This window comes from Flavobacterium sp. IC2-16, assembly GCF_055521455.1.
Window position 1 is genome coordinate 591,426 of record NZ_CM145480.1, and the last position, 19,872, is coordinate 611,297.

Genomic DNA, 19,872 nt, shown 5'->3' on the forward strand with positions numbered 1-19,872 from the left:
TTACATTCTTTCAGGAACATTGATTCCCAATAATCCAAAAGCTGATTTAATTACTTCGCCTACTTTTTTCGATAATTGTACACGGAAGATTTTTTTGTTTTCATCCTCTTCACCCAAAATCGAAACCGACTGATAGAATGAATTATATTCTTTTACCAAATCGTAAGTGTAATTTGCTATTAAGGCTGGACTGTGATTTTTAGCCGCATCTTGAATAACACCTGAAAAAAGAGCAATTTGTTTCAACAACTCCTTTTCTTTTTCGTGTAATTCTACCACAATGTTGGCATCTAAATTAAATTCAGCCTTTCTTAATATCGACTGAATTCTTGCATAGGTATACTGAATGAATGGCCCAGTATTTCCAGCAAAATCAACCGATTCTTCCGGGTTGAACATCATGTTTTTCTTCGGATCCACTTTTAGCATGAAATATTTCAACGCCCCAAGACCGATAACTTTATATAATTCGGCTTTTTCTGCATCCGAATAGCCGTCTAATTTTCCTAATTCTTCAGAAATCGATTGAGCCGTAGCCGTCATTTCTTCCATCAAATCATCGGCATCCACAACGGTTCCTTCACGCGATTTCATTTTCCCGGAAGGCAACTCTACCATTCCATAAGACAAGTGATATAAATCTTCGGCCCATTCGAAGCCAAGTTTTTTCAAAATCAGAAACAATACTTTAAAATGATAATCCTGCTCGTTACCCACAGTGTACACCATTCCTCCAACATCTGGGTTGTCTTTTACACGTTGAATAGCAGTTCCAATATCTTGTGTCATGTAAACGGCTGTTCCGTCTGAACGCAACACAATTTTTCGGTCTAACCCTTCGGCAGTCAAATCTATCCAAACCGAACCGTCCGGATCTTTTTCGAAAATGCCTTTTTCTAAACCAAATTGTACCACTTCTTTTCCTAACAGATAGGTATTGCTCTCGTAGTAATACGAATCGAAATCTACACCAAGATTTTTATAGGTCTCGCCAAAACCATCATACACCCATTGGTTCATGGTTTTCCAAAGTTCGATAATTTCAGGTTTACCCGCTTCCCAATCCAAAAGCATTTGTTGTGCTTCAATAATTATTGGTGCTTGCTTTTTAGCTTCATCTTCCGATTTACCTTGAGCAATTAAATCGTTAATTTGAGTTTTATATGCCTTATCAAACTCCACATAGTATTTCCCAACCAATTTATCGCCTTTTAATCCAGAAGTTTGAGGCGTTTCTCCATTACCAAATTTCTGCCAAGCCAACATCGATTTACAAATGTGGATTCCGCGATCGTTGATAATTTGTGTTTTATATACTTTTTTACCCGAAGCTTTTAAAATTTCTGCCACCGAATACCCTAAAAGATTGTTTCGAATGTGACCTAAATGCAATGGTTTGTTGGTGTTAGGCGAAGAATATTCTACCATAACAGCTTTATCGCCTTCATGAGGTTGAACAAACCCAAAATGAGAATCATCTTTTATGGTATTGAAGAAATTCGAATAATAACTATCCGAAATCACAATATTCAAAAAGCCGGAAACCACATTAAAACGATTTACTTCGGCCACATATTGAACCAAATAATCTCCAATTTTATTTCCTAACTCAACAGGATTACTTTTTACCAACTTTAAAAGTGGAAAAATAACTACGGTTATGTCGCCCTCAAATTCCCTACGGGTTGCCTGAAACTCTACCTTTTCAAGTGTAACATCAAATAAATCCTGAACTGCTTTCTGGATTTTTTCCGTAAGAATTTGTTGAAGTACCATAGCTATCTGTTTTTTAAGCGTGCAAAGATACGCTTAATTCCATAATTTAGAAATTAGAAATTCACAAAAATAAGGCTTCAAAAAAGGCTTTTTATCGGATATTTTATTCAAATAAAGATTTTTTTCAAAAATAGTGTAACAAAGTTGTAGTTTCGCAGTCTATTTTACAGTAAAAAATAATTGCCTCAAACTGTTATGCTACAGAAAAAAACAAAAATCATCAATCAAATCAATCACATGAAAATCAAATTATTACTCGTTTGTTTTTTTGCGTCAATAAGCTCATTATTTGCTCAGGGAGCTATGAGTGCCGCAGGGAACCCTGGAAGTATTTCAGGAAAAATTATAGACAAAATCACTGGAGAACCTATTGGTTACGCTTCTGTTTCTGTTAAAGATGGAGATAAAGTGGTTACAGGAGCTATTTCTCAAGACAATGGAAACTTTGTTATTCCAAATCTTGAATTAAAAACATACACCATTGAAATTCAATTTATTGGATATAAAAACTACACCAAAAAAGTAACTTTAAGCAGCGATAACAAATCGGTAAATATGGGAACCATAGGTATTGAAGCTGAAGCTACACAATTAGAAGGCGTTCAAGTTGTTGCCGAACGCTCGAGTATGGTTCAAAAAATTGACAGAAAAGTAATTAACGTTGGAAAAGATTTAATCGCTTCGGGTACAACTGCTTCAGAAATATTAAACAACGTTCCTACAGTTAGCATTGACCCACAAACGAAAGAACTTAGTTTACGTGGAAACAGCAACGTTCGTGTTTTAATTGATGGCAAACCCTCTAATATTGAAGCAGCGCAATTGCTACAACAAATCCCATCGTCATCCATCAAACAAGTAGAACTTATTACCAACCCTTCGGCTAAATACAACCCAGAAGGAATGAGTGGTATTATCAACATTATTTTACATAAAAATACCAACAACGGTTTTAATGGCTCTATCAATACCGGAGTTACTTTTGGTAAAACTCCAAAAACCAACTCGGCTTTAAATCTGAATTACAAAGTTGGAAAAGTAAATTTTTATACCAATTATGGGTACAATCACGGTATTAATGCTAATCACGGATATGTAAACAGTGCTAATCCCGGACGTGAAAATTTGCAGAATTTTGAATTTAGAAACCGAAATAATTCACACTTAATTAAAGTAGGTATGGATTATTACATAAATGAAAAAAATACATTGTCGTTTTACACAAACCAAAACATTACACATAGTGATGGTGACGGAAACACTGCCATTAACTATAATGCTTCAGTGAACAATGACACTAATCAATCCAATAGAAGCGAAACAGAAAACAACAATCAGACGTATGACTTGGCTTATAAACATGATTTTGAGAAAAAGGATAAGAAAATCGAATTTCAATTAAATCATTCAAAAACCAAAAATACAGAAGACACATCGTATCTAAATGACGAACACGAATCATCGGGCAATCTGTACCGTTATTCTAATTCAAGAAACTTAATTGATGGTGTTACAGATTACACTCAGGTTAACATCGATTATACCAATCCAATTACAGAAAAAAACAAATTAGAATTGGGTGCTGAAACGAGAATTCAGACAACAAAAAACAATTTCATTGCTACTGAAAACGGTAACGAATATGTTACGCCATATACTTTTTCAAGCAATTCGGATTATAATTTCAAATTCAACAGAGATATTAGTGCGGTGTATGCTAATTTCGGAACAGAATGGACTAGCAAATGGAGTTCGCAAATTGGTTTACGGGTAGAATATTACAACATTACTGGTGATTTTGAACGCAACCAAACTCGTTTCCAATCGGATTTAACACCACAAACTTCTTCAGAGAACTTGAAAGATCGTGTTACGGATGATATTTTCACTGTTTATCCTTCGGCATTTTTAACCTATGCGATGAACGACAAAAACACTATTAACTTTAATTATTCAAGAAGAGTAGACAGGCCAAGCATTGGACAAATTAGTCCGATTAGAGAATGGACAACCCCTTTAATGGAATCAAGAGGTAATCCGTCATTAAAACCTCAGTTTACCAATTCATTTGAAGTAAATTATACCCGAAATTCAAAATTAGGTTCGTTTACTACTGGCGTTTTTTATAGAAGAATTCATGATGAAATTTCAAGAGTTGTGTTTAACGACCCTAACGATCCTTCAAACAACCGTAAAATTTTATCATACAATAACTTTAGTGATAATAATGCTTATGGTATTGAAGCTTCTGCAAATTTAAAATTCACAAAATGGTGGGCTGTAAATGCTAGTTCTGATGCGTATTTTAAAACCGTTCGCGGAACCATTCAAAATGCAACTACTAATGAATTAGAAAATGCATCCGTAGATGTTACCACATTCAATACTAGAATCAACAATACATTCACAGCTACAAAAAACTTGCGTTTTCAATTGTTTGGAATGTATCGCGGACGTGATTTAAGTTTACAATTTGCAAGAAAAGAAATGTACAAAGCTGATATTGGAGCAACATACAATGTTTTAAAAGGAAAAGGAACCATAACCGGACGATTTAATGATGTTTTCAACAACATGCGTTTTGCTTTCGACGGAAACATTCCTTACAGACAGTATGGTGCTTTCTATTGGGAAAATCAAACATTCTACATAGGTTTCAACTACATGTTTGGTGGTGGAAAAAACAGAGCTTTACAACGCAAGCAACGTGACCAAAACGAAACCCAAGGTAGTGGTGGTATGTTCTAATTTAGAGTTTTTATTTTTCGATTTTATATTTACAAAAAACCTCGAGGCTTTTAAACTTCGAGGTTTTTTATTATTTATAAAACTTTAAAGATTTCACTACCAGATCATCTCTATATTTTTTTAAATCGAATGCGGTATTAAAAACCTTATCCAAAAAATATGCTGTCGATAATTAAGTTTATAACCAACAATTAAAAAATTGAGAATTTAGAAAAAATTCACAAGAATTTACCATCGAATAATTACGCTACCCCAAGTAAATCCGGAACCAAATGCGGCTAATACCACCAAGTCTCCTTCTTTAATCTTTCCTTGTTCCCAAGCTTCTGTTAGAGCAATTGGAATAGACGCAGCAGTAGTGTTTCCATATTTTTGGATGTTGTTGTACACTTGGTCATCTTGCAGTTTAAATTTCTGTTGAATGAATTGTGAAATTCTAAGATTTGCTTGATGTGGAATAAGCATATTAATATCAGAAACTTGTAAATCATTTGCCTGAAGTCCTTCCATAATCACTTCACTAAAACGAACTACTGCATTTTTAAATACAAATTGTCCGTTCATGTACGGATAATAACTCTCGTCGTTAGGATCATTATCTTGTATCACATCAGTAATCCATCGTTTCCCCATTCCCGGAGCAATTAAAGCTAATTCTTCGGCATGCTGTCCTTCAGAATGCAAATGAGTTGATAAAATCCCTTTTGTAGTATCTTCCGTTCGACTTAAAACGGCAGCTCCAGCTCCATCTCCAAAAATCACAGAAACTCCGCGACCACGTGTAGTCATGTCTAAACCTGTAGAATGCAATTCGGAACCAATAACCAAAACATTCTTATACATTCCGGTTTTAATAAATTGATCGGCAACGGAAACAGCATAAACAAATCCAGAACATTGGTTACGAACATCGAGTGCACCAACCGTTTTCAATCCTAAATCACGTTGCACTAAAACGCCCGGACCTGGAAAATAATAATCCGGACTCAATGTTGCAAAGATTACAAAATCGATATCTTCTTTAGCAACTCCAGAGCGCTCAATAGCAATTTTAGCAGCTTTTACGCCCATTGAAGTGGTCGTATCTTCACCGCGTATAATATGTCGTCTTTCTTTAATTCCCGTTCTTTCTTGGATCCATTCGTCATTGGTATCCATTATTTTAGACAAATCATCATTGGTAACAACATTCTCTGGAACGTAATAACCTAATCCTGAAATTTTTGAATGATACATTTCTTTATTTTTATAAAAATTGAACTACTAATTTAACAATTCCTAACTAAAACACCTAACTAAAAAGGTTTTATAACAAGAGAACAGATTCTATCTAGCTAACCCAAGTATAACCTCATCGTTTTTATTCAGTTCGGTTGTGTGCTCGAAAAAAATAGCTTTGTTATTTCGGGCAGCTTTGATTAAATAGTGATTGCCTTTAAAATAGGACTGTCGGACACTTACTTTAAAAATACCGTTTTCAACTACCTTTAACTGATGTGGGTATAAATAAACTATTTTATCATCCGACTCATCTATTAGCAATTCTGAAAGGTTTATTTCGTTTACTTCGCCAAACAACGAAGCTCCATATTTTGACAATGGTGTATTGTAAACATCAAATGATTTTCTTTTATCGAGTATGCTGCCTTCTTTTAGTATTATTGTTTCATCGGAAAAGGAAAGCGCATCAACACTATCGTGAGTGGCAATAAGTACCGAAATTCCTTTCGACTTTAAATAGGCGAACAAATTTCTTCGCAATGCGTTTTTTCTAAAATTATCAATATGACTGAAAGGTTCATCTAAAAGCAGAAGTTCAGGTTCAAGTGCTAAAACCCTTGCTAAAGCGACACGCTGTTGCTGTCCGCCACTTAAAAATTTTGCTTTCACGTTAGCATATTCCGTCATTTCCACAACTTCTAAAAGTTCGGCAATACGTTCTTTTTTTTCATTTGGAAAAAAATTAGAAAGGTATTTTCCAACATTTTCGGCTACAGTTATATAAGGCATTAAATCAAAATCTTGAGCCAAATACTTCATATAAGGCATCCCTGGTACCAAATTGAATTTTGGCCCCAATACTTGTTCATCTTTCCAAAAAATAGTGCCTTCATCTACATCGTGTAAGCCATAAATCAGTTTTAGTAACGTACTTTTCCCACAACCACTTTCTCCAATTATGGCAATGTTATCACCTTCCTTTAACTGAAAAGATATTTCATTAATTATTTTTTGGTCTGTATATCCAAAAGAAACGGACTTTAACTCTAACATCTAACTTAATTTTCACTACAAAAGTAAAGGGTTATTATTTGGCTAACACAATGTTTATCTGTTTTTTAAATCAACTTTTTTCGATAATTGAAAGTTTATGCCTAATATTGCATGAAATTTTTAACCTACTAAAAATGATTTTTTCAGCTAAAAAACTGACAATCATATTCCTTTTGATTTCTTCTGTAACTTTTAGCCAAAGAGTTTACAACAACTTTTCCATTGATGCCAATTATGGTATTTCTGGAGTAAAAGACCCAGGTTTACATGATTTATCTCACTTAGATTTCGGTTTGCGATATATGCTTGGAGACACATGGGGTGTTAAACTTGATTATGGTATGGATAAGTTCAGAACACAAGAAACCCCAAAAGAAAAAGGAGTTGATGTGTCTCGAATTTCGATTCAAGCTGTTTGTAACTTAACAAACTTATTGGATCAAAGAAGTTATTTTTACAATCAAACATTTAATGTATTAACTCATGCCGGAGTTGGATATTCAATGATCAAATCGGTTACCATACCCCAAGGTGGAACTGACGAGATTGGAAATATTATTTTTGGAATTAACCCTCAATTTTCAATTACTGATAATTTAGCTGTTGGTGTAGATGCTACTGGTATTATACATCTTTCGCAACATTATTGGTTTGATGGTAATTACACCTATACCAGCCCTGAGTTTCATGGTTCACCAAATGCAACTTCAACATTTATATACAATTTCACAGTAGGACTTTCATATACGTTTGGTAGCGAATAAAAACTTACTGTTTCTAAAATAAAAAAACCAATATCGAATGATATTGGTTTTTTTTATTTCTAACAATTTTATGATTATTGTCCCGCTTGTTGTTTAGCGTCTTGAACCATTTTTTCATTTGCTGTGATAGCAAATTCTACACGACGGTTTTTAGCTCTTCCTGCATCGGTTTCGTTATCAGCAATAGGATCTGCCTCTCCCATTCCAACTGTTTTAAAACGAGATGAAACTAAACCTTTTGAACTCAAATAATTCATTACAGCCGCCGCACGTTGATTTGAAAGGTTTAAGTTATACTCATCAGAACCTTTACTATCAGTATATCCAAAAATTTGAATGTCAGTATCTGGATACTCTTTAAAAACAGGCACCAATTTGTCTAAATTTTGTTTTGCAGTAGCAGTTAATGTAGCTTTGTTGAAATCGAAATTTACCGAATTCTCACCCAAAACCAATTTGATACCTTCTCCTACACGCTCTACTTCAACGCCAGGTAAAGCCTCTTGTATTTGACGAGCTTGCTTATCCATTTTGTTTCCGATTAAACCACCGGCAACACCACCAACAACACCACCAATAACAGCTCCTAAAGCACCTTTTCCTCCTTTTCCAATGTTATTCCCTAGAATTCCACCAATAACAGCTCCACCAACAGCTCCGATAGCCGCACCTCTTTGTGTTTTATTTGTGTTTTTTACCGATTCACAACTTGTAAAACTAGCACCTAAAGTAATTGATAATGCCAGAACACATATACTTATTTTTTTCATCTTTTATACTTTTAGTTAGTTTTTTCAAATTGATAAACAATATCCGATGTATTACCTCCAACATTTACTTTATCAATCAATTGAAAAGCATTGCCAGTTTGATTTGCCACACGTAATACATATCCAGATGTAGTGTGTTTTGCTTTAACACCTTCTGTCAAGAACTTCATTACAATATTACCTTCCTTATTAATAAACCAAGTTATTTTACTTGCATAAGAAACGCAATTTGAACTTGTAAGTGCCATTTCTCCCGTATTATTATTGGATACAAATTTCCAATTACTTCCTACAAAACACTTAGAGTCGGCAATATTAAATGAAGTTACTTTAAAGTATTCGGAACCGGTATAGTTAACTGATGTAATCTTCCAATTTCCTTTTAATCCAACTTCCGATTTCATATCCAATTTTGTAGCCGGATTGCTCTTACAACCAACTGCAAAAATTGAAATCAGCATCAATAAAATTAATCGCTTCATAGTTTTTTTAATTTGAATGTTCTTACAAATTTAACACAAATATTCTTTAACATCTCATATTAACAAAAAATTAATTCAACCCAATTCGGTCATTTTGTCACATTTTACGCTTTGGTATTTTTTTTGACAACCATCAAGAAACATTTAAAAATTAATACACTATGACTACAGGAAAAATTAATGTTTCGGTTGAAAACATCTTCCCGTTAATCAAGAAATTTCTATACAGTGACCATGAAATTTTTCTTCGTGAATTGGTTTCCAATGCCACTGATGCTACTTTAAAATTAAAACATTTAACCAGCATTGGAGAAGCTAAAACCGAATACGGAAATCCAATTATTGAAGTAAAAATCGACAAAGAAGGTAAAAAACTTCACATCATCGATCAAGGATTGGGTATGACTGCCGAAGAAGTAGAGAAATACATCAATCAGGTTGCTTTTTCCGGAGCAGAAGAATTCTTGAACAAGTATAAAGATTCTGCCAAAGATTCAGGAATTATAGGACATTTCGGATTAGGATTTTATTCCGCTTTTATGGTTGCTGAAAAAGTTGAAATCATCACTAAATCGTTTAAAGACGAACCTGCTGCGCATTGGATATGTGATGGCAGCCCTGAATTCACTTTAGAGCCACACACCAAAACAGAACGTGGAACCGAAATTATTTTACATATCGCTGAGGATTCTTTAGAGTTTTTGGAAGAGTTTCGCATTAAAGAACTCTTAACCAAGTATAATAAATTCATGCCGGTTCCAATTAAATTCGGAACCAAACAAGAAGCATTACCTAAACCTGAAAATGCAGGAGACGATTACAAACCGGAATATCAAGAGGTTGATAACATTATAAACAATCCGAATCCGGCTTGGACCAAACAACCAACAGATTTAAGTGACGATGATTATAAAAACTTTTATCGCGAATTGTATCCTATGCAATTTGACGAACCTTTATTCAATATCCATTTGAATGTAGACTATCCATTTAACCTTACCGGAATATTATATTTTCCAAAATTGGATGCCAATCTTCAAATTCAAAAGGATAAAATTCAACTTTATCAAAATCAAGTTTTTGTAACTGATAATGTAGAAGGAATTGTACCTGAATTTTTAACTATGCTGAAAGGAGTAATTGATTCACCAGATATTCCGCTGAATGTTTCACGTTCTTATCTTCAAGCTGATGGTAATGTTAAGAAAATCTCCAACTATATCACGCGTAAAGTTTCAGACAAGCTAAAATCGTTATTTACCGAAAACCGTGAAGATTTTGAAGCCAAATGGAATGACATCAAAATTGTTTTAGAGTACGGAATGCTATCGGAACCTAAATTCTACGAAAAAGCCGGTTCTTTTATGCTGTATCCTACTACAGACCAAAACTATTATACTTTAGAGGAATTAAAAGAAACATTAAAGGACAATCAAACTGACAAAAACAATAAACTCGTAGTTTTATATGCCTCTAATATTGATGCGCAACACAGTTATATTGATATTGCCAAAGAAAAAGGATATAAAGTAGTTTTATTGGATTCGCCAATTGTATCGCATTTAATTCAGAAATTGGAAGCAGATAACGAAAACGTAACATTTGTTCGTGTTGATGCTGATCATATTGATAAGTTGATTCAGAAAGAAGACACACAACATTCAAAATTATCTGAAGAGGAAACTGAAAAACTAAAAGCTACACTAGAAACTATAGTTCCTAAAGAAAATTATACCGTTCAAATGGAAGCTTTAGACAGTTCGGCTTCGCCTTTTATAATAACACAACCGGAATTCATGAGACGTATGAAAGAAATGAGTCAGAGTGGCGGTGGCGGAATGTTTGGAATGGGTAACTTCCCTGACATGTATAACTTGGTTGTAAATACCAATTCCAATTTAGCTGCTACCATCTTAAATACCGAAAATGAAGCAGTGAAAACAAATTTAGTAAATCAAGCGCTGGATTTGGCAAAACTATCGCAAGGTCTTTTAAAAGGAGAAGCATTGACCGCGTTTGTTAAACGAAGTTTTGAAACCTTAAAGTAATCTTATATAAAAGCCTGTACGATGTACAGGCTTATTTTTTTAAAAAACACGAACCAAATTAAATCCGAAGCAAATTTCTCCTTTACTCCAACTTCCGGCAGTTTGTCCTAAGAAGCCGGTTTCATGCATAGCCCTGGAATTGGTAAAATGCATTTGAAAAACATGCCCTCCGGTTTCTAAATCCACACCAACAGAAAGTGGGTTTCGGTACAACGATTCTGAAGCTCGGTTTAAATGAGCCGCATAATCCATGTTTACAGACCATCGATGTGTTAATTTGTATCGTCCTCCCATTCCAATTGCAAATTGGCTATTGCTTTGAGGATTTGGTAAAATCACACTTCCGGTATCATCAAAAGTATCGCGAACCGTGTTTTCATGGAAAAAAGTAGGTGCCAATTCTAAAGAAATTTTTTCATTAAACTTTCTTGAAATGAGCAATTGCGTTACATAACTCAACCTATTATTAAAATCCATTTCCGGATAATTTTTTTTCTTCATTTCGGTATTAATTGCAATACTATTAAAACCTACAATTGTAAACAGCGAACCATCAGTTGTTTGCTGAACCAATCTATACTTGGCAGCCATATCGTACGTTTCTTGAAAACCACTTCGTGAAACATGCACCGTTAGCCAATCGGTTAAACCATAAACAAATTTAAGTTGTGTATTGGCGTTATCTAGACCAAAAAAATCATCGAACCCGTGCTTCAAATAATCAAAACGATGTGCTACAATAAAGTAAAAATCTTTTCTGGCAGCTAATTTTGTTGATTCCAGATTAACTATTTTCAAAGATTTAAAAGCCGATTCTACCTTGGTATCAACTTTAACCGTGTCTATTTCAGACAATAAATCATCTTGTGCATTTCCTAGAAAAGGAATAAGCAACAATGCTAGTATATATTTCCTCATAGAAAATTAGTTAATTACTAATGTTTTGGTTCCTTCGCCTTCACTCGTTTTTATGGTCAATAAATAAGAACCCGAATTTAGCATTGAGGTGTCAAGACGATTGTTTTCGGTGTTAACTTTGCTTTCCAAAACTTTTTTTCCTTGCAAATCGTATAATATCACATTAGCTTCAGTAACCAATTGTGGTAAATCTATAGTAACAAACGATTTTGCAGGATTGGGATAAATTTTAAACGCCTCCATGTTAAAACTATCAGTTCCTAACACCAGATTAACTGTAGTTGCCCCACAATTACCACCACCATGATACCCAATAGTAGTAGAACCTACTCTTCTAGCGAATATAATATTGATAGGCTGAGCAGCCAATGGAAAAACATAATCATTACTATCACCCGTATTTCTTGCTCTTGTTGCTACTACCGTTCGAACTCCAGTAACTACTGTATTAGAAGAAACCGACCAGTTTTGCGTAGCGTCTAAAGGAGGAATTATCCCTACTCCGTTAAAAGTTCTATCGGTCATAGATGTTCCATCAAAAATAACAGCATCGCTTCCAACATCATCCATAGATGTTGCATCAAATCCAACCCCAAGCCAACTTGTTGAAGGGCCAATTAGCGTTAGCGTAACTGTAGAACTGGTTACGTCTATTTTTCCGGAATAATCACTAAAAAAAGTAACTGTTCCTGTTGAATAGGTTTGTGCCATGGCAAGAGTCGCCAACAGCAAACCAAACAAAGTGAGCGTAGTTTTTTTCATAATTTATTGTTTTTTGAAGAGATTGATTAATTTTTCATCGTTGGTTATTTTTGCATAATCTAATGCCGAATTCCCTCGTATATCTTTTAAATCTATAATAGCCGAAGCCTTTACAAGCATTTCTGCGATATCATATTTTTTGAAAATAGTTGCATAGATTAAAGCAGTATTACCACTAGCATCTGAAACATTTAAATCGGCACCTGCCTCAATTAGTAATTTTGCAATTTCGGTATTTCCTTTTACCACAGCCGCCATAAGCGGTGATCCATAGTTACTTTTCCCATCAATGTTTGCACCGTTACGTATTAAAAATGCAGCAACTGCATTATTACCTCTGTAGGTTGCCAATGTTAGCAAATTATAACCATCATTATTTACGGAATTTATTGCTGTTGGGTTTTCTTTTAAAACAACTTTTAGTTCCTCAACAGTTCCTGAACGGGCTATATCAAAAACATCCTTCTGTGCATAACCCACAAGAACTACAAAAAAGCAAAATACTAGCGTAATAAATTTTTTCATAACTAATCGTTTACAGTGCTACTTTGATCCATTTTCATCTCTTCCAGTAAATTATCATACCCTAAAAAACGTCCTTTAACATGAATTACCGAAGACACTCTAACATCGTCGGGAATTTTACCTTGAAAGGAAACAAACATTTTATCATCTAAAACCAAAGTGTTTTCTTTTGTGTCTAATGCCGAAACCTTTCCATATACTTCTATTGTTTTGTCTAAGAACTTAGCATTTGCCATTTCTTCATTGGTCATAAATTCTTTATGAATTGAATCGGCCGTAATTTTATAACTTTCTTTTTCCGAAGAAATATCTCTATGTGATTTATACAAATAGAAATACACCGAAAGTGCAAGAAGTCCTACAATACCTCCAATTAATAGATATCCAATTTTCTTCATACAATAGAAATAAATTATTTCTCACAAATTTAACGAAATATTATTTTATTTTTACATTTTTAATAGTAACTTTAAGACATATTCTATAAATTAATCGATAATATGCAATTAATTAAACCATGATTAACAAAAAGATTATTTGCTTAGCGGTGTTTCCCTTGATAATAACGAGTTGTTCAAACGATTCAGAATCAGATTTGTACAATTACAAACCAACCGATGCAGTAACATACAACACCACTGTAAAATCAATTGTCGATAGCAACTGCATCATTTGTCACACACAACCCACGCAAAATGGCGCTCCAATGGCCTTATTATCATACGATTTGGTAAAAGATGCCGTTATTAACCGTGGTTTAATTAACAGAATTTCCAGTTTTGATCCCGATTTCTTAATGCCGTTTGGTGGTACGCGTTTACCTCAACCGCAAATTGACCAGATTATCGCATGGAAAAATGCAGGTTTCCCAGAATAATTAATTCCAGTTTTATGAAACGAATTCTATTTTTTTTAAGTTGTATTTTATGTAGCGGTGTTTTATTCGCACAGTCAAAAAAAATTACCAAAACCGGTGAAATTCATTTTGAAGCTTCGGTTCCGTCATTTGAAGAAGTCGCCGCAAATAGCAATACCACAACGGTTATACTTAATAGTGAAAGTGGTGAAATTGCCGCTTTGGTTTTAATTAAAAGTTTTCGATTTAAAATTGCTTTAATGGAAGAACATTTCAACGAAAATTACATGGAAAGCAATCGATATCCTAAAGCCACTTTTAAAGGAAAAGTTTCGGACTTTGATGCCTCTAAACTCACAGATGATTTTAAAGATTTCAACATAAAAGGAACTCTAGAACTTCATGGAGAATCAAAACAAATTACCATTCCTGCGAAAATCAAGAAAACTAGCAACGGAATAGAATTAAAAACAAATTTCAGTGTTATGACCGACGACTACAACATTCAAATCCCGAAAGTCGTAAGCAATAAAGTCGCAAAAAAAGTAAACATCAGTTTAAACTGTGTCCTTAAATAAAGTTAGTTATAGTTCATAAAGACTTTCATTAATTTGAAAGTCTTTTTTTTATAATTCAATTCGTTCATGATGGTTTAACTTATCGATAAAAAGAATAGTTTTATCACTAGAATTACTTCTTGAAAACATAGGTAAGAACTTCGCTCCAAAAACAATTTCATCAAAAGTATATGAGGTTCGTTTTACCACTGAAGTACTAAACATATCATCAAAAACTTTAATAAACACTACAAGTTCACCTCTAATTTTATCAAAGTCATCTTTTCCCAAATTAAATAACGGACTTTCTTCAGTAATTGGATGCACCAACGTCCAGCTCAATGTTAAAGCATTGATACGCTCCATTTCCAAATCCAACGAATAAAATTTATTCACCAACTTCCCATCTTCTTCCACACTCATTCCTAAAGTCAATCGCGCTTCAGCATCTGTAAGATTGGTGTTTTTATAGGGTGTCATTCGAAGCATAAGTGCTGTAATTTCTTCATAAGGAGCGATAATAGCATTTTCCGAAAATCGTATATAGGCTTTTGGTTTGCTAAAACGTCCATAAAATAAACCTGTTGCTATTGCAAAACTCAACAACCCAAACAACGCCTCTATAGAAGCCAAAAAACTAGCCCAAAAACCCGACGGACTAATATGCCCATACCCTACTGTTGTATAAGTTTGCACGCTAAAAAAGAAGGCTTGACCAAACTTTTCCATGGGTGTAGATGCTGTTATTCCATGTAAATTTTCAACCCCAATAACACAATATAAAGTCGCAAAAAAAAGGTTCACCAATAAGTAAAAAAAGAAAATTACAAACAGGAACTTCCAACGTGGCACCACAAGCATAGCATGATACCAACTGATACTTTCCATGAAGCCGATTCCTTCTTTTTTTACATTAGCATTTCCGTCTTTATCAATAAAACGACCGCCATAGCTAGAAGCATTTGTTCCAAAACCAGTATTGGATTCGGTTTTAGCCCTCGAATTGATTCGTCTGAGTAATACCATAATTTAATTCTATAAAATAAGAAGTAAAGCTATTAATTTGATCAAAATAAAAAAAGCTTCTTTAGAGAAGCTTTTTTTATTTTATTTACTCAAGTACATTTTACGTCTTGAATACAATTCGTAGAACTGATCGTCTTTCAAGTCGTCAATGAACAAAATACTTTCTCCCGTTGATTTCATCTCAGGTCCTAAAGCTTTATTTACATTTTTAAACTTACTGAATGAAAATACTGGCTGTTTGATAGCGTATCCTTTTAATTGCGGATTAAAAGTAAAGTCGGTTACTTTATTATGTCCTAACATTACTTTAGTTGCATAATTTACATACGGTTCCCCATACGCTTTAGCAATAAACGGCACGGTACGCGAAGCCCTTGGATTTGCCTCAATGATATAAACCGTATCATCTTTAATCGCAAATTGAATATTGATTAATCCAACTGTTTTTAAAGCTCTCGCAATTTTATTTGTATGCTCTTTAATCTGTTGCATTACAAACTCACCCAAGTTAAAAGGTGGCAATGTTGCATTACTATCGCCAGAATGCACACCACAAGGCTCAATATGCTCCATAATTCCGATAATATACACATTACCATCAGCATCGCAAATAGCATCTGCTTCTGCTTCGATAGCACCATCTAAATAATGATCCAACAACAATTTATTACCCGGAATCGATTTCAACAAATCAATTACATGCTCTTCTAACTCTTGTTTGTTGATTACGATTTTCATACCCTGACCTCCTAATACATACGAAGGACGCACCAACAATGGAAAATCTAACGTATCGGCTAATTTAGAAGCTTCTTCGGCGCTTTCCGCCACTCCGAATTTCGGGAACGGAATATTCAATTCGGTTAACAATTCTGAAAAACGCCCTCTGTCTTCGGCTAAATCCAAAGCATCGAAGCTAGTACCAAGAATTTTAATTCCGTATTTGTTCAATTTTTCTGCCAATTTAAGCGCTGTCTGACCACCCAACTGTACAATTACACCTTCCGGTTTTTCATGTTGTATGATATCGTAAATATGTTCCCAAAACACTGGTTCAAAATACAACTTATGTGCTGTATCAAAATCGGTTGAAACTGTTTCTGGATTACAGTTAATCATAATGGTTTCATAACCACATTCCGCAGCTGCTAAAACACCGTGAACACATGAGTAATCAAACTCAATTCCTTGCCCGATTCGGTTGGGTCCAGAACCTAAAACCACAACTTTTTTCTTATCGGTTACCACACTTTCATTGTCTACATAACGTGTTCCGTCTGGTCTTTCAATTTCGGCTTCGAACGTTGAATAGTAGTAAGGTGTTTGCGCTTTAAATTCAGCCGCACAAGTATCTACCAATTTATACACACGTTTCACACCCATTTCATCACGTAGTTTATGCACCTGACTTTCCAAACATCCTAACATATGAGCAATCTGACGATCACCATATCCTTTTTGTTTAGCTTCTAAAAGCAATTCTTTAGGTAATGTATCTATTTTAAAGCTAGAAATTTCTTTTTCTAAAGCGTATAATTCTTCGTATTGCTTCAAGAACCACATATCAATTTTCGTGATTTCGTGAATTCTTGACAACGGAATCCCCATCGCAATTGCATCGTAAATTACGAAAACGCGGTCCCAACTTGCATAGGTAAGTTTTTCGATAATCTGATCGTAGTTCTTATATCCTTTTCCATCAGCACCCAAACCATTACGTTTGATTTCCAAAGATTGTGTCGCTTTGTGTAAGGCCTCTTGAAATGAACGGCCAATTCCCATAACTTCACCTACCGATTTCATTTGCAATCCTAAAGTTCTGTCGGCACCTTCAAATTTATCGAAGTTCCAACGTGGGATTTTTACAATCACGTAATCCAAAGTTGGTTCGAATAATGCTGAAGTTGATTTTGTAATTTGATTTTGCAACTCATCTAGCGAATACCCTAACGCCAATTTAGTAGCAATCTTAGCAATTGGATATCCTGTTGCTTTTGATGCTAATGCAGAAGAACGCGATACACGCGGATTGATTTCAATGGCAACAATATCTTCTTTTTCATCTGGAGAAACCGCAAACTGTACGTTACATCCGCCTGCAAAATTACCAATACTACGCATCATTAAAATCGCCATGTCACGCATTCTTTGGAACGTTCTATCGGAAAGCGTCATGGCTGGCGCCACTGTGATACTATCACCAGTATGGATTCCCATAGGATCCATATTCTCGATAGTACAGATGATGACAACGTTGTCGTTTTTATCGCGTAATAATTCTAATTCGTATTCTTTCCAGCCTAAAAGTGCTTTGTCAATAAGTACTTCATGGATTGGAGAAGCCTCTAAACCACGAGTTAATAAATCGTCGAAATCTTCTTTCTTGTGTACGAAAGCCGCTCCAGTTCCCCCTAAAGTAAACGAAGGGCGAATTACCAATGGGAATCCGAATTCTTGAGCAATTTCTTTACCTTTTAAGAAAGAGTTGGCTGTTTTTGCAGGTGCAACTGGAATTTCGATTTTAGCCAATAATTGTTTGAACTGCTCACGATCTTCAGTAACATTAATAGCATTTACATCTACTCCGATTAATCGCACTCCGAAATCTTGCCAAATTCCTTTTTCATCAGCTTCCAAACATAAATTTAAAGCCGTTTGACCACCCATTGTTGGCAATACCGCATCGATTTGCGGGTGTGCTTTAAGAATTTCGATTATAGATTTTGTAGTAAGTGGCTTTAAATACACATGATCGGCCATGGAAGGGTCGGTCATGATGGTTGCAGGATTAGAGTTAATCAGAATAACTTCAATTCCTTCTTCACGTAAAGAACGTGCAGATTGAGATCCTGAATAATCAAACTCACAGGCTTGTCCGATAACAATTGGACCGGAACCAATAATTAAAACCGATTTTATTGAAGTGTCTTTAGGCATTGTGTTGTGTTGTTGTATGTTGCGTAAAAAATTTATGAAAAAGGTACAAAAAAAGCGTTACCGATTGAAAGTAACGCTCTATTTATGATTTAAAAAACCATTATTTTTTGTGTCTTGGCTCAGATGAAACCGTTAACTTATGTCTTCCTTTAGCTCTTCTGCGTGCTAATACTTTTCTTCCGTTAGCAGAAGCCATTCTATCCATGAAACCGTGTTTGTTTCTTCTTTTTCTTTTCGATGGTTGAAACGTTCTCTTACTCATTGCTTTTATCTTTAAATCGTGATTTTAAATTGGTTCAGCTTTGAAAATACCTCGCTTCAAAACCGAGTGCAAATATACAAAGACTTTTATTTCTGACAAGTTCTTTTATAAAAATATTTCATTTTTTGAATTTATCTATCCCAATTACTTTGTCTGCCGCTATAAAAAAGGCATTAGCAGTTTCAAAAAACAAATTTGACGACTCGTTTCAATTTACTACATTTGCAATCCTTAAACTAAACAATCTTATGTTTCACAAAAATATCAAATTAATACTAGCCGGCTTAATCATTGCTTTGGGAATATGGCAATTTACTGAAAGTAATATTGGTAATGGAATTTTCTTATTACTGCTTTCTTCTATTTTTATACTATTGTATTTTAAAAATGAATTCATACTACTAGCGTTCTTTCATTTACGCAAACAAGACTTTGATGGCGCAAAAAAATGGTTGAATTACATTAAAAATCCTGAAGCTTCTTTGGTTAGAAAACAACAAGGTTATTTCAATTACTTGCACGGAATCATGAATTCGCAAACTAATTTATCGGCTGCTGAAAAATATTTCAAAAAAGCAATTGAATTAGGATTAAACATGGATCAGGATTTAGCTCTAGCCAAACTACAATTAGCAGGAATTGCAATGACTAAACGAAGAAAAGTGGAAGCAACCAATTTATTAAACGAGGTTAAAAAGCTAGACAAACAAAACATGCTAAAAGACCAAGTAAAAATGATGAAAGATCAATTGAAGAAGATATAACAAAAAGCGCCCATAAAGGCGCTTTTTTATTTCAACTATTTACTCAAAATCATCTTACCTGCAATAAGCAGCAAAATCACTCCAAAAATCTTTTTCAATACCTTCTCATCAATACTTATTGCTAATTTACTTCCTAGGAAGCCTCCTACAATAAACACTGCCGAGATAATGATTGCGTATTTCCAGTCGATATAGCCTTCTTTATAATAATTCAGAACCGCCAACAATGTTACCGGCGGCAATAATGCAGCCAAACTTGTGCCTTGAGCCTGATGTTGAGAAAACCCTAGCACAACCAATAGAGGCACAATAATGATTCCGCCTCCAACACCAATCAAGCCGCTTAAAATACCTGCCAACAGTCCTACGACCATTAAAGCAATAACTAAAGATAAAGTCATTT

Annotated in this window: 19 protein-coding genes; 6 read left to right on the top strand and 13 right to left on the bottom strand. The window is 34.5% G+C overall.

Annotated elements, in window-relative coordinates:
• Positions 1–1,776: an arginine--tRNA ligase gene (gene argS / locus ACZ1JT_RS02650; protein WP_465094623.1), complete on the bottom strand. Its 1,776-nt coding sequence runs from the start codon at positions 1,774–1,776 to the stop codon at positions 1–3.
• A 195-nt stretch (positions 1,777–1,971) separates the two neighbouring features.
• Between argS and ACZ1JT_RS02655 the strand changes: the two genes are divergently transcribed.
• A complete protein-coding gene (locus ACZ1JT_RS02655; RefSeq protein WP_465094624.1) occupies positions 1,972–4,524 on the top strand; it encodes a TonB-dependent receptor in 2,553 nt (850 codons plus the stop codon).
• Positions 4,525–4,752: 228 nt separating this feature from the next.
• Here the strand turns inward: ACZ1JT_RS02655 and ACZ1JT_RS02660 are convergent, their stop codons facing one another.
• Both ACZ1JT_RS02660 and ACZ1JT_RS02665 read right to left on the bottom strand, forming a co-directional pair.
• Positions 4,753–5,760 (bottom strand): 3-oxoacyl-ACP synthase III family protein, encoded by a 1,008-nt coding sequence (locus tag ACZ1JT_RS02660; protein WP_465094625.1) that lies wholly within the window; start codon positions 5,758–5,760, stop codon positions 4,753–4,755.
• A gap of 90 nt (positions 5,761–5,850) precedes the next feature.
• On the bottom strand, positions 5,851–6,798 hold the full coding sequence (locus ACZ1JT_RS02665; protein ID WP_465094626.1) for an ABC transporter ATP-binding protein: 948 nt from the start codon (positions 6,796–6,798) through the stop codon (positions 5,851–5,853).
• Positions 6,799–6,932: 134 nt separating this feature from the next.
• On the opposite strand from ACZ1JT_RS02665, the gene ACZ1JT_RS02670 reads away from it, so the two are divergent.
• Positions 6,933–7,562 (top strand): hypothetical protein, encoded by a 630-nt coding sequence (locus ACZ1JT_RS02670; RefSeq protein ID WP_465094627.1) that lies wholly within the window; start codon positions 6,933–6,935, stop codon positions 7,560–7,562.
• A 74-nt stretch (positions 7,563–7,636) separates the two neighbouring features.
• On the opposite strand, the gene ACZ1JT_RS02675 is transcribed toward ACZ1JT_RS02670, so the two are convergent.
• Entirely contained in the window at positions 7,637–8,332 is a 696-nt protein-coding gene (locus ACZ1JT_RS02675; RefSeq protein WP_465094628.1) for a YiaD family glycine zipper/OmpA-like lipoprotein, read from the bottom strand.
• An 11-nt stretch (positions 8,333–8,343) separates the two neighbouring features.
• The gene (locus ACZ1JT_RS02680) at positions 8,344–8,814 is read right to left on the bottom strand and encodes a lipocalin family protein (RefSeq protein ID WP_465094629.1); all 471 of its coding nucleotides are present in this window, start codon (positions 8,812–8,814) and stop codon (positions 8,344–8,346) included.
• Between the two features lie 161 nt (positions 8,815–8,975).
• Between ACZ1JT_RS02680 and htpG the strand changes: the two genes are divergently transcribed.
• Positions 8,976–10,862 (top strand): molecular chaperone HtpG, encoded by a 1,887-nt coding sequence (gene htpG / locus ACZ1JT_RS02685; protein WP_465094630.1) that lies wholly within the window; start codon positions 8,976–8,978, stop codon positions 10,860–10,862.
• A gap of 39 nt (positions 10,863–10,901) precedes the next feature.
• Here htpG and ACZ1JT_RS02690 read toward each other — a convergent pair whose 3' ends face one another.
• Genes ACZ1JT_RS02690 through ACZ1JT_RS02705 form a run of 4 tightly spaced genes read right to left on the bottom strand, consistent with a single transcriptional unit; the run spans position 10,902 to position 13,465 of the window.
• Positions 10,902–11,780 carry a DUF5777 family beta-barrel protein gene (locus tag ACZ1JT_RS02690; protein ID WP_465094631.1) on the bottom strand — a complete coding sequence of 293 codons (879 nt, stop codon included), beginning with the start codon at positions 11,778–11,780 and terminating at the stop codon, positions 10,902–10,904.
• 6 nt (positions 11,781–11,786) lie between these two features.
• Complete coding sequence (locus ACZ1JT_RS02695; protein WP_465094632.1) at positions 11,787–12,542, bottom strand: T9SS type A sorting domain-containing protein; 756 nt, start codon at positions 12,540–12,542, stop codon at positions 11,787–11,789.
• 3 nt (positions 12,543–12,545) lie between these two features.
• On the bottom strand, positions 12,546–13,067 hold the full coding sequence (locus ACZ1JT_RS02700) for an ankyrin repeat domain-containing protein (protein ID WP_465094633.1): 522 nt from the start codon (positions 13,065–13,067) through the stop codon (positions 12,546–12,548).
• 2 nt (positions 13,068–13,069) lie between these two features.
• Positions 13,070–13,465, bottom strand: a complete 396-nt coding sequence (locus tag ACZ1JT_RS02705; RefSeq protein WP_465094634.1) for an OB-fold protein — start codon at positions 13,463–13,465, stop codon at positions 13,070–13,072.
• Between the two features lie 119 nt (positions 13,466–13,584).
• Here ACZ1JT_RS02705 and ACZ1JT_RS02710 point away from each other — a divergent pair, with 119 nt between their 5' ends.
• Together ACZ1JT_RS02710 and ACZ1JT_RS02715 are read left to right on the top strand one after the other, a co-directional pair.
• On the top strand, positions 13,585–13,944 hold the full coding sequence (locus ACZ1JT_RS02710; protein ID WP_465094635.1) for a hypothetical protein: 360 nt from the start codon (positions 13,585–13,587) through the stop codon (positions 13,942–13,944).
• A 14-nt stretch (positions 13,945–13,958) separates the two neighbouring features.
• Positions 13,959–14,501, top strand: a complete 543-nt coding sequence (locus tag ACZ1JT_RS02715; RefSeq protein ID WP_465094636.1) for a YceI family protein — start codon at positions 13,959–13,961, stop codon at positions 14,499–14,501.
• 48 nt (positions 14,502–14,549) lie between these two features.
• On the opposite strand, the gene ACZ1JT_RS02720 is transcribed toward ACZ1JT_RS02715, so the two are convergent.
• The 3 genes from ACZ1JT_RS02720 to rpmH form a co-directional block, all read right to left on the bottom strand.
• Positions 14,550–15,506 carry an ion channel gene (locus ACZ1JT_RS02720; protein ID WP_465094637.1) on the bottom strand — a complete coding sequence of 319 codons (957 nt, stop codon included), beginning with the start codon at positions 15,504–15,506 and terminating at the stop codon, positions 14,550–14,552.
• A gap of 81 nt (positions 15,507–15,587) precedes the next feature.
• On the bottom strand, positions 15,588–18,443 hold the full coding sequence (gene carB, locus ACZ1JT_RS02725; RefSeq protein ID WP_465094638.1) for a carbamoyl-phosphate synthase large subunit: 2,856 nt from the start codon (positions 18,441–18,443) through the stop codon (positions 15,588–15,590).
• Between the two features lie 100 nt (positions 18,444–18,543).
• Entirely contained in the window at positions 18,544–18,705 is a 162-nt protein-coding gene (gene rpmH / locus ACZ1JT_RS02730; RefSeq protein WP_008464848.1) for a 50S ribosomal protein L34, read from the bottom strand.
• A gap of 248 nt (positions 18,706–18,953) precedes the next feature.
• Here rpmH and ACZ1JT_RS02735 point away from each other — a divergent pair, with 248 nt between their 5' ends.
• A complete protein-coding gene (locus ACZ1JT_RS02735; RefSeq protein ID WP_465095267.1) occupies positions 18,954–19,469 on the top strand; it encodes a DUF2892 domain-containing protein in 516 nt (171 codons plus the stop codon).
• Between the two features lie 35 nt (positions 19,470–19,504).
• On the opposite strand, the gene ACZ1JT_RS02740 is transcribed toward ACZ1JT_RS02735, so the two are convergent.
• The gene (locus tag ACZ1JT_RS02740; RefSeq protein ID WP_465094639.1) at positions 19,505–19,870 is read right to left on the bottom strand and encodes a sulfite exporter TauE/SafE family protein; all 366 of its coding nucleotides are present in this window, start codon (positions 19,868–19,870) and stop codon (positions 19,505–19,507) included.
• Between the last annotated feature and the right edge of the window lie 2 nt (positions 19,871–19,872).